Below are 12,756 nucleotides of genomic sequence, written 5' to 3'. Positions count from 1 at the left end.
CTTGTGCTCCGCACTTCGGGGCTGATCAGGAGTTGCTGCTGTCGAGTGCCATCTCGACGAGGTTGTCGACGTCCATGTCGTCGATCGACTCCCCGTCGGCCGCGGCCGGTTCGGCCTCGCCGTTCACCAGCCGCAGCAGCGCGTCGAGCAGGCCCGCCTCGCGCAGCCGGTCCAACGACAGACCCGCGAGCGCCTGGCGCACCTCGGTCTCCGCCGTGTCACCGAGGAGCTCGGTGCGCAGCAGGTCGACCAGGAGCAGGGGCGTCGGGTAGTCGAAGACGAGCGTGGCGGGCAGCCTGAGGCCGGTCGTGGTGTTGAGGTTGTTGCGCAGCTCCACCGCCGTGAGCGAGGAGAAGCCGAGCTCGCGGAACGCCCGGTCGGCCTCGATCGAGGCGGCCGAGGTGTGGCCGAGCACCGAGGCGACCTGCTCGCGCACCAGGTCGATCAGCAGCCGGTCCCGGTCGGACTCGGCCAGTGCCAACAGCTTCGTCCGCAGGGCGGCGCTGGTGTCCACACCGGACCCGTCGTCGCCCGCCGCGGCCCGACGCACCTCGGGCAGGTCCGCGATGAGCGGGCTCGGCCTGGTAGCGGTGAAGATCGCCGAGAAGCGGTCCCAGTCCACGTCCGCGACGGTGACCGTCGTGTCGCCGGACTCCACGGCCTGCCGCAGCGCGGCGACCGCCCGTTCCGGGCGCAGGGCGGGGAGTCCGGTGCGGCGCAGCACGTCGTCCTGCTCGCCACCGGCCCACGGTCCCCAGGCCACCGAGAGCCCGGTGCGGCCGCGGGAGCGGCGCTGTTCGGCCAGCGCGTCGAGGAAGGCGCTGCCCGCCGCGTAGGCGGCCTGGTTCGCGCTGCCCCAGACACCGGCCGTGGAGGAGAACACCACGAAGGCGTCCAGTGGGGTGTCGCCGAGCAGGTCGTCCAGGTGCGCGGCGCCCATGATCTTGGCGGCGAGCACCGAGGAGAACCCGGCGACGTCGTTGTCGCGCAACGGGGTCGACTGCGCGACCTCGACCGCGTGCACCACGGCGTCGGGGCTGTGCTGGTCGACGAGCACCGCGGCCTGGGCCCGGTCGGTCACGTCGCAGTGCGCGACGGTGGTCCGGACGCCGAGCGCGGCGAGCTCGGCCAGCAGCCCCTGGTCGGCGGGGGCGTCGTGGTCGGCGGTGAGCACCAGGTGCTCGGCACCGGCACCGGCCAGCCAGCGGGCGACCTGCCCGCCGAGCGCCCCGGTGCCACCGGTCACCAGCACGGTGCCGCGCGGCGTCCACGTGCCGGTCGACGGCCCGGCCGGTGCGTGCACCAGCCTGCGGGCCACGACCCCGGACGGCCGCACCGCGACCTGGTCCTCCACGCCCGCCAGCACTGCGACGAGGTGGTCGAGCACGGTCTCGTCCCAGTGCTCCGGCAGGTCGACCAGGCCACCCCAGCGGTCGGGGTGCTCCAGTGCGGCGACCACGCCGAGGCCCCAGATCTGGGCCTGCGCCGGGCTGAGCACCGGGTCGTCCGAGCCGGTCGACACCGCGCCGCGGGTCGCCGCCCACAGCGGGGCGTCGACACCGGCGTCGCCGAGCGCCTGCACCAGCACCAGGTTGTCGGTGACGCTGTCGGACAGCGACAGCACGCCGTCCACCGCGTCGAGCCCGGCCAGGGTCTCGGCCAGCGCGGCCCGGTCCCCGGAGGCGCCGATCGAGGCGATGTCGAGCCCGCGCCGGGACAGCCCGGCGACCAGCTCGGACTCCTCGACACCGGTCGGGGTGACGACCAGCCACAGGCCGGAGGCCGTGTTGCCGCCTTCCGCGACGGGCGTCCACTCGACGCGGTAGCGCAGGGCGTCGGTGCCGGGGTTCTCGTCGGAGGCGAGCCAGAAGCGCTCGCGCTGGAACGGGTAGGTCGGCAGGCCGACCCGGCGGGCGCCGGACCCCGCGAAGAACGGCGTCCAGTCGACGCCGACCCCGCGGACGTGCAGCTTCGCCAGCGCCGTGACGAGGGTGTCGACCTCGGGCTTGTCCGAGCGCGACGCGGGCACCAGCTCGGCGTCGGTGACGCTCTCGGCGCCCATCGCGGTCAGCACCGCGTCCGGGCCCAGCTCCAGGAACGTCGTGACACCGGCCAGTTCCAGGGTGCGCACGGCGTGGGCGAAGCGGACGGTGTCGCGGACGTGGCGGACCCAGTAGTCGACCGAGGTCACGTCCTCGGTGGTGGCGAGCTCGCCGGTCAGCGTGGAGACGATCGGGATGCGCGGCGCGGAGAAGGTCAGCTCCTTGGCCACCACGCGGAACTCCTCGAGCATGGCGTCCATGCGCGGCGAGTGGAACGCGTGGGAGACGCTGAGCCGCTTGGACTTCCGGTCGCCGAACGCATCGACCACCTGCCGCACGGCGTCCTCGTCCCCGGCCACGACGACCGACGACGGCCCGTTGACGGCGGCGATGGAGACCCGGTCGGTCAGGTGCTCCAGCACCTCGGCCTCGGTGGCCTGCAGGGCGACCATCTCGCCACCGGCGGGGAGCGCCTGCATCAGGCGGCCCCGTGCGCCGACCAGGGTGGCCGCGTCGTCCAGCGACAGCACGCCGGAGACGTGCGCGGCGGCCAGCTCGCCGATGGAGTGCCCCGCCAGGTAGTCGGGCTTGACACCCCACGACTCGGTCAGCCGGAACAGCGCCACCTCGACCGCGAACAGCGCGGGCTGGGTGTACCCGGTCCGGTCGAGCGGCGCCGGGTCGTCGCCGAACACGACGTCGCGCAGCGGCAGGTCGAACCGGGCGCACACCGCGTCGAACGCGTCGGCGAACACCGGGAACGCCTCGTACAGCTCACGCCCCATGCCGAGCCGCTGCGAACCCTGGCCGGTGAACAGGAAGGCGAGCCGACCGGTCGCGGTCGTCCCGCGCACCACCTCGGGTGCGCCCGTACCACCGGCGACCGCGGTGAGGCCCCGTTCGAGCTCGTCGGCACCGTTGGCGATGACCACCGCGCGGTGCTCGAAGCCCGCGCGCCCGGTGGCAAGTGTGAGGCCGATGTCGGAAAGGTCCGCGTCCACGCCCGCCAGCCGCGAGGCCTGGTCGCGCAGGGCCGCCGGGGTCTTCGCCGACAGCAGCACCGGCACCGGCACGTGGCGCCTGCCCTCGGCGAGCGGGGAGCTTCCGGAGCCGCTGTTCACGGCGTCGGGAGCCTGCTCGAGGATGGCGTGGGCGTTGGTGCCGCTCATGCCGAACGAGGACACGCCGACCCGGCGGGCACGACCGGTGACGGGCCAGTCCACCGTCTCGGTGGCCAGCTCGACCGCGCCGGAGGTCCAGTCGACCTGGGCGGACGGCTCGTCCACGTGCAGCGTCCTGGGCACGATCCCGTGCCGCATCGCCATGACCGACTTGATCACCGCGGCGACACCGGCGGCGGCCTGCGTGTGCCCGATGTTGGACTTGACGGATCCCAGCAGCAGCGGGGTCTCGCGGTCCTGGCCGTAGGTCGCGAGCAGCGCCTGGGCCTCGATCGGGTCGCCCAGCGCGGTGCCGGTGCCGTGCGCCTCGACGACGTCCACTTCGGACGGTGCGACACCGGCGCGGGCCAGTGCCCGGCGGATCACCCGCTGCTGCGACGGACCGTTCGGGGCCGTCAGGCCGTTCGAGGCGCCGTCCTGGTTCACGGCCGTGCCGCGGACCACCGCGAGGACCTGGTGGCCGTTGCGCTGGGCGTCGGACAGCCGCTCCACCAGGAGCATGCCGATCCCCTCGCCCCACGCGGTGCCGTCGGCGCCGGAGGCGAACGCCTTGCAGCGGCCGTCGGCGGCCAGGCCGCGCTGGCGGGAGAAGTCGATGAACGCGCCCGGCGAGGACATGATCGTCACACCACCGGCCAGTGCCAGGTCGCACTCGCCGTTGCGCAGCGCCTGCACCGCGAGGTGCAAGGCCACCAACGACGACGAGCACGCGGTGTCGACCGTGACGGCCGGGCCTTCCAACCCGAACGTGTAGGAGATGCGGCCGGAGAACACGCTGGCCGCGTTGCCGGTGCCGAAGAAGCCCTCCAGCTCGGTGGGCAGCGAGGTGAGCTGCGTGCCGTAGTCCTGGCCGTTGGTACCGGCGAAGACGCCGACCTGGGCGCCGCGCACGGACGCCGGGTCGATCCCGGCCCGCTCGAACGCCTCCCACGACGTCTCCAGCAGCAACCTCTGCTGCGGGTCCATCGCCAACGCCTCGCGGGGCGAGATCCCGAAGAACGCCGCGTCGAACTCCCCCGCCTCGTGCAGGAACGCGCCTTCGCGGGCGTAGGACTTGCCCGCCGCGTCGGGGTCCGGGTCGTACAGGCCGTCCAGGTCCCAGCCGCGGTCGGTCGGGAAGCCGGTGACCGCGTCGCGGCCGTCGAGCAGCAGCTGCCAGAGGTCCTCCGGCGAGGAGACGCCACCCGCGAAGCGGCAGGACATCGCCACGATCGCGATCGGGTCGTCGGTCACCGCAGCGGTGACCGGGGTCAGGGCGGCGGGCCGCCTGCCGACCAGCTCGGTGCGCAGGTGCTCGGCCAGCGCGGCCGGGTTCGGGTAGTCGAAGACGAGCGTCGCGGGCAGGCCGAGCCCGGTCGCGGTGACCAGGCTGTTGCGCAGCTCCACGGCGGTCAGCGAGTCGAAGCCGAGCTCCTTGAACGCCCGGTCGGGCCGGACGGCGTCGGCGGAGGTGTGGCCGAGCGCGGCGGCGACCTGGGTGCGGACCAGCTCCACCAGCACGTGGGACTGCTCGGACTCGGGCAGTGCCGCGATCCGGCGGGCCAGCGAGGACTCCTCGACGACCGCGGCGGGCTTCTCCGCCACCTCGGGCAGGTCGGCCAGGAACGGGCTGGGCCGGGCGGCGGTGAAGACCGGAGCGAACCGGGCCCAGTCCACGTCCGCCACGGTGACCGCGGTGTCGTCGAGCCGGATCGCCTGGCGCAGCGCGGTGAGCGCGGACGCGGTCGCCATCGCGACCACGCCCCGGCGGCGCAGCTGCTCGGCGGCGTCGCCCTCGACGGCCATGCCCGCTTCGGCCCACGGGCCCCAGGAGACCGCCAGCGCGGTCAGGCCGCGGGCCCGGCGGGACTCGGCGAGCGCGTCCAGGTGGGCGTTGGCGGCGGCGTAGGCGGACTTGCCGCCGCTGCCCCAGATGCCCGCGATGGAGGAGAACAGGACGAACGCGTCGACCTCGCCGACCAGCTCGTCCAGGTGCCGGGCGCCGTCGACCTTGCCCGCCAGCACCCCGGTGAACGCGGTGGGGTCGTGGTCGTCGACGGGCTCGGTGTGGTCGGTGCCCGCGGCGTGGAAGACGGCCGTGAACGCGTGCTCGGCGACCAGTGCGGCGACGGCGTCGCGGTCGGCGGCGTCGCACGCGGCGACCGTGACCCGTGCGCCCAGCGCCTCGATCTCAGCGGTCAGCTCCGCCGCACCCGGCGCCTGCGCGCCGCGGCGGGAGGTGAGCACGACGTGCTCGGCGCCGGACCCGGCGAGCCAGCGGGCGACGTGCCCGCCGAGCGCGCCGGTGCCACCGGTGACGAGCACCGTGCCGCGCGGCGTCCAGGACGAGCCGGTGCCCGCGGGGGCGTGGGCGAGGCGGCGGCCGAAGACCCCGGCCGAGCGCAGCGCCACCTGGTCCTCGGTGCCCGCCAGCACGGCGGCGAACCGGTCGCCCGCGCGCCTGTCGAGGGTCGCGGGGAGGTCGACCAGACCACCCCACCGCTCCGGCAGCTCCAGGGCGACCACCCGGCCGTAGCCCCAGATCTGGGCGGCCTCCGGGCTGCTCGGGCGGTCGGCGCGGCCGGTCATCACGGCGTCGCGCGTCACCAGCCACAGCGGGGCGGCCACGGCCGCGTCGCCGAGGGCCTGCGTGAGCACCAGCGCCTCGGTGACGTCCGCCGGGAAGGCGACCACGCCGTCGAAGCGGCCGAGGTCGGTCAACGCCGCGGCCAGCGCGGCGCGGTCGGCGGAGGCGTCGACGGTGACGACCTCGACACCGCGGTCGGTGAGCGCGGTGACGGCGTCGTCGGACCCGACTGCCAGCCAACGGCCCCGCGCGGTGGCGGTGCCGACGTCGGTGGGCCGCCACTCGACCCGGTAGCGCCAACCCTCCACAGTGGACTCGCTGCGGCGGTCGCGGCGCCAGCGGGACAGCACCGGCAGCACGGCGTCGAACGCCTGCGAGTCCTCGACCGACAGGGCGGCGCCCAGCGAGTCCAGGTCCTCGTGCTCGACCGCGTCCCAGAAGCGGGCCTCGATCGAGTCCGGCGCGTACCCGGACGCGACGGCCGGTTCGAACCACAGGCGTTCGCGCTGGAAGGAGTAGGTGGGCAGGTCGACGCGTCGCGCGCCGGTGCCCTCGTAGAACTCCGCCCAGTCGACCTCGACACCGCGGGAGTGCAGGTGGCCGAGGGCCCGCAGGAACGTCTTTGCCTCCGGGCGGTCCTTGCGCTGCCCGGCCACGAGCACCGCGTCGGTGACGGAGTCCTGGCCCATCGCGGTGAGCACACCGTCGGGCCCCAGTTCCAGGAACGTGGTGACGCCCTCGGACTCCAGCGTCCGCACGGCGTCGGCGAACCGGACCGCGTTGCGCACGTGGCGCACCCAGTAGTCCGGCGACGACAGGTCCTCGGCCTCGGCGATCCGGCCGGTCAGCGTGGAGACGATGGGGATGCGGGGCTCGTGGAACGCCAACCGGTCGGCGACCGCGCGGAAGTCGTTGAGCATGGCGTCCATCCGCGGCGAGTGGAACGCGTGCGAGACGCTGAGCCGCTTGGTGCGCCGGTCGGCGAACGCGGCCACGACGGCGTCGACGGCTTCGTCGTCACCGGCGACGACCACGGACGTCGGCCCGTTGATCGCGGCGATCGACACCCGTGCCGTCAAGTGCGCCCGGACCTCGGACTCGGTGGCCTGGACCGCGACCATCGACCCGCCGGCGGGCAGGGCCTGCATGAGCCTGCCGCGCGCGCCGACCAGGGCGCAGGCGTCGGCCAGGGACAGCACCCCGGCGACGTGCGCGGCGGCCAGCTCGCCGATCGAATGGCCCGCCAGGTAGTCGGGCCTCACCCCCAACGACTCGGCGAGCCGGTAGAGGGCGACCTCGACCGCGAACAGCGCGGGCTGGGTCAGGCCGGTCTGGTCGAGCGCCTCGGCGTCGGTGCCGAACACGGCCTCGCGCACCGGCACGTCGAACTGCGCGCACACCTCGTCGAACGCGGTGGCGTAGACCGGGAACGCCTCGTACAGCCCGCGGCCCATGCCGAGCCGCTGCGAACCCTGGCCGGTGAACAGGAAGGCGAGCCCGCCGGTGGTCACACCACCGGTCGGCGACTGGCCGAGCGCCAGCGCGTCCAGGCCCTCGACCAGGTCGTTCCAGTCCTCGGCCACCACGACGGCGCGGTGGTCGAACGTGGCGCGGGTCGCCGAGGACGAGTAGCCGACGTCGACCAGCTCGGTCGTCTCGTCGTGCAGGAACGCCGCCAGGTTCGCGGCCTGGTCGCGCAGCGCGTCGGACGTCTTGCCGGACACCAGGACCGGCACCAGCGGGACCGGCGTGCGCTCTTGGGGCGTTTCGACGACAGGCCGGGAAGACGAAGAGCCTTCGGGCGCCTGCTCCAGCACCAGGTGGGCGTTGGTGCCGCCGATGCCGAACGCGGACACCGCGGCCCGGCGCGGACGGCCGGTCTCGGGCCATGGGACGGTGTCGGCCAGCAGCTCGACGGCCCCGGAGGCCCAGTCGATGTGCGGCGACGGGTCCTCGACGTGCAGGGTCTTCGGCGCGAAGCCGTGGCGCAGGGCCTGGACCATCTTGATCACGCCCGCGACGCCTGCGGCGGACTGGGCGTGGCCGATGTTGGACTTGAGGGAGCCGAGGAGGACGGGGTGTTCGCGGTCCTGGCCGTAGGTGGCGAGGACGGCCTGGGCTTCGATGGGGTCGCCGAGCTTGGTGCCGGTGCCGTGCGCCTCGACCACGTCGACCTCGGCCGCGGACAGGCCGGAGTTGGCCAGCGCCTGGCGGATGACGCGCTGCTGCGACGGACCGTTCGGGGCGGTCATCGTGCTGGACGCGCCGTCCTGGTTCACCGCCGAGCCGCGGACGACGGCGAGGACGTCGTGGCCGTTGCGCTGGGCGTCGGACAGCCGCTCCACCAGGAGCATGCCAACGCCCTCCGCCCAGCCGGTGCCGTCGGCCTCGGCCGAGAACGCCTTGCAGCGCCCGTCGGGCGACAGCCCGCTCTGCTTGGCGAACTCCGCGAACACCGACGGGGTCGCGAGGACCATGACACCGCCGACCAGCGCGCTCTCGCACTCGCCGTTGCGCAGGGCCTGGGCGGCGAGGTGCAGTGCCACCAGTGAGGACGAGCAGGCGGTGTCGACGGTGAGGGCGGGGCCTTCGAGGCCGAACGTGTAGGCGATGCGGCCGGACATGACGCTCGGCGTGATGCCGGTGAGCATGAGGCCCGCGAGCTCCTCGGGGATCTCCGAGCCGTCGCCGTAGTCGGTGGCGCTGCCGCCGATGAACACGCCGACCTGGTTGCCGCGCACGGACTTCGGGTCGAGCCCCGCCCGTTCGAACGTCTCCCAGGTGGTCTCCAGCAGCAGCCGCTGCTGGGGGTCCATCGCGAGGGCTTCGCGGGGGTTGATGCCGAAGAAGTCGCGGTCGAAGTCCGTGGCCGTGTCGACGAAACCGCCGCCCGACACGTCGAACCCGAGCCCGTTGGTCGCCCAGCCGCGGTTCACGGGCAGCGGCGAGATGGCGTCGCGGCCGGTGGAGACGAGGTCCCAGAGGTCTTCGGGGGAGCGGACGCCGCCGGGGAGGCGGCAGGCCATCGAGACGATCGCGATCGGCTCGTCCGACCCGACCCTCGCGGCCACGACCTGCGTCGCCGGGCTCTCGGCGGTGTCGGCCAGCTCGACGCGAAGGTGACCGGCAATCGCTTGCGGGGTCGGGTAGTCGAAGACGACGGTGGCGGGCAGCCGGAGTCCGGTGGCGGCGCTGAGGGTGTTGCGCAGCTCGACGGCGGACAGGGAGTCCAGACCCATGTCCACCAGGCCGCGGCCGGGCTGGACCTGCTGGGCGGAGGAGAAGCCGAGCACGACGGCGACCTGGCCGCGGACCATGTCCAGCAGCAGGTCGTCCTGCTCGGCGGTGCTCAGCGCGGCCAGGCGCTGGCTCCACTGCGAGGACTCGGCGGCGGCACCGGCGGCCGCCCGGCGCACCTGCACGCGGACCAGGCCGCGCATCAACGGGTGCAGCTCGTTCTTGCTGGAGCGCAGTGCGGCGAGGTCGAGCTTGATCGGGACGGCGACGGCGGCGTCGAGGACGAGGGAGGCGTCGAACAGCGCCAGGCCCTCGGGGACCGAGAGCGCCGGGATGCCCGCGCGGGCCATGCGGGCGAGGTCCACCTTGGACAGCCCCGCGCCCATCCCCGCGCTCTGGTCCCACAACCCCCAGTCCAACGCGATACCCGGCAACCCCGCGGCACGACGATGAGCCGCCAACCCGTTGAGGTAGGTGTTGGCCGCCGCGTAGTTCGCCTGCCCCGGCGACCCCAACAACCCCGCCGAGGAGGAGAACAGCACGAACATCGCCAGATCACGGTCACGGGTCAGCTCGTGCAGGTACCAGGCCGCGTCCACCTTCGGCCCGAACACCGCATCGATCCGCTCCGGGGTCAACGACTCCAGGATCCCGTCGGCCAGCACACCCGCGGTGTGCACGACCCCGTGCAAATCCGGGATGGTCGCCAGCACGGCTTCGAGTGCGTCGCGGTCGGACACGTCACACGCAATGACGTCGACCTGGGCGTCCAGTTCCTCGACCAGTTCGGTGGCGCCGGGGGCGTCCAGGCCGCGGCGGGAGGTCAGGACCAGGTGTTTGATGCCGTGCTGGGTGACCAGGTGGCGGGCGAGTTCGGCGCCGAGGCCGCCGGTGCCGCCGGTGATCAGGACCGTGCCCTCCACCTTGGCCGGGATCGTGAGGACGACCTTGCCGATGTGCTTGGCCTGCCCCAGGTAGCGGAAGGCCTCGGGGGCGCGGTGCAGGTCCCAGGTGGTGACCGGGAGTGGTGTGAGGTGTCCGGCGCTGAACCAGTCGTGGAGCTGGTAGAGCATCTCCCGGATCCGGTCCGGGCCGGCCTCGATCAGGTCGAAGGCCCGGTAGCGGACACCGGGGTACTGGGTGGCGACCTCGTCGATGTCGCGCACGTCCGTCTTGCCCATCTCCACGAACCGACCGGCCCGGCCGAGGCCGACCAGGCGCAGGGAGGCGTCGACGAACTCGCCGGACAACGCATCCAGCACCACGTCCACCCCGTGCCCGTTGGTGGCGGTGGTGAACTGCTGTTCGAACTCCGTGGTGCGGGAGGAGGCGATGTGGTCCTCGGGGATGCCCGCGGCGCGCAGGACGTGCCACTTGCCGGTGGAGGCGGTGCCGTAGACCTCGGCACCCAAGTGGCGGGCGACCTGGGTGGCGGCCATGCCCACCCCGCCCGCGGCGGCGTGGATCAGCACCGACTCCCCCGCCGACAACCCCGCCAGGTCACCCAACCCGTACAACGCGGTCAGGAAGACGAGGGGGACGCCGGCGGCTTCGGTGAAGGTCCACCCGGCGGGCATGGGGCAGACCATGCGGTGGTCGGCCACGGCGACGGGGCCGAACGCGGCGTCCATCATGCCCATCACCCGGTCACCCGGCGCCAACCCCACCACCGCGGACCCGACACCCAACACGACGCCGGCGGCTTCCAGGCCCATCAGGCCGGCATCACCGGGGTACATGCCCAGGGCGTTCATCACGTCGCGGAAGTTCACCCCGGCCGCCCGCACCGCGATCCGCACCTCGTGCGGCTCCAACTCACGTTCGGCGTCGGGCCAGGGGATCGTGATCAGGTTGTCGACCGTGCCCTGCTCGGTGAAGTCCATCCGCCACGCGCCGTCACCGTCGAACGCCGGAACCGTCCCGGCGAACGCACGGGTGAGCCTGGGCGCGAACGCCTTCCCACCGCGGAACGCGATCTCGCTCTCGCCACTGGCGGCGGCGGTGCCCGGCACGCTGTCCGGGGTGTCGCTGTCGACCAGGACGATCCGGTCCAGGTGCTCGGACTGCGCGGTCCGGACCAGACCGGACACGGCGGCGTGCGCGAGGTTGGTGGAACGCTCGCCGGGCGTCACCGACACGGCGCCGTTGGTCACCACGACCAGCACCGCCTCGGACTGCTCGTCGGCGAGGAAGGCCTGCACGTCGGCCAGCACGCGGGCGGTCACCTCGCGGGCGTCGCCGTCCGGGACGACCAGCGTGACGGTGTTCGGGTGCTCTTCCTTGTCCTCCAACGACAACGGCGTCCAGTCGACCCGGAACAGCGAGTCCGGCTGACCGGTGGCCGCCTTCACCAGCTGGCCGCCGATGGGGCGCAGCACCAGCGAGTCGATCCGCGCGACCGGGGCACCGCCGCCGTCGGCGACGCTGACGGACACGGCGTCGCCCTGGCCGACCGGGGAGATCTTGGCGCGCAGCACGGTGGCGCCCTGCGCGTGCAGGCTCACCCCGTTCCAGGAGAACGGGAGCGAGCCGCCCTCGCCCTTGCCGGAGCCCAGCGCGAGCGCGTGCAGGACGGCGTCGAGCAGCGCCGGGTGCACCCCGAACTTGGTGGCCTGGCGGTGTTCCGACTCGGGCAGCGCCACCTCGGCGTACACGTCGTCGCCGGAGCGCCAGGCCGCCTTCAGGCCGCGGAACACCGGGCCGTAGGACAGGCCGGCACCGGCCAGGTCGTCGTAGATGTCGCCCAGCTCGACCGGTTCGGCACCGGCGGGCGGCCAGGCGGCGAGGTCGAAGCCGGGGGTGACGGCGTCGTCGGCGAGCACACCGGTGGCGTGCGTCGTCCACGGCGACTCCTCGTCGCCCTCGGCGCGGGAGTAGATGGTGACCGACCGGCGCGCGGAGGCGTCCGGCTCGGCCACGGACACGCACACCATGACGCCGCCGCGCTCGGGCAGCGTGAGCGGGGCCTGGAGCAGCAGCTCGTCGAGGTGTCCGCAGCCGAGCTGGTCACCCGCGCGGATGGCGAGGTCGACGAGCGCGGTGCCCGGCACCACCACGGATCCCGCGACGACGTGGTCGGTGAGCCACACGTTCGCGGCCCGCGACAGGCGCGCGGTGAACAGGGCTTCGCCGTGCGGTGCGAGGAGGACGGCGCCGAGCAGCGGGTGGTCGGCGGCACCGAGGCCCGCGGACGTGACGTCCTGCTTGAGCTTCGCGCCGTCGAGCCAGTAGCGCTCGCGCTGGAAGGCGTAGGTGGGCAGCTCGACGCGCAGCGCGCCGGACCCGGCGAAGTAGGCCGACCAGTCGACCCGGACACCGCGGCTGTGCACCTGGCCGAGCGCGGAGACGATGCTGCGCACCTCGGACCGGTCCTTGCGCAGCGCGGACACCAGCGCCGCGTTGGTGGCGCTGTCCGCGCCCATCGCGGTGAGCACGCCGTCGGGGCCCAGCTCCAGGAACGTCGACACGCCCTCGGACTCCAGCGACCTGACCGCGTCGGCGAACCGGACGGCCTCGCGGACGTGCTTGACCCAGTAGTCCGGCGAGGTGATCTCGTCGGAGGAGACCAGCTTGCCGGTCAGGGTGGAGACGATGGAGATCATCGGCGCGCGGAACGACAGCCCCGCGGCGACCGTGCGGAACTCGGCGAGCATGCCGTCCATCCGCGGCGAGTGGAACGCGTGCGACACCGCGAGCCGCTTGGACTTCCGGTCCTCGAAACGAGCCACGA

General features: G+C 73.7%; 1 protein-coding gene. It reads right to left on the bottom strand.

Going from position 1 to position 12,756, the window contains the following annotated elements:
- Positions 1-25: 25 nt before the first annotated feature.
- On the bottom strand, positions 26-12,756 hold a 12,731-nt coding region (locus CLV43_RS49805), incomplete at its 5' end, for a type I polyketide synthase (RefSeq protein ID WP_146175095.1).

The sequence above is a fragment of the Umezawaea tangerina genome (assembly GCF_003002815.1).
GTDB lineage: Bacteria > Actinomycetota > Actinomycetes > Mycobacteriales > Pseudonocardiaceae > Umezawaea > Umezawaea tangerina.
This window is presented reverse-complemented; position numbering and strand designations above follow the sequence as displayed.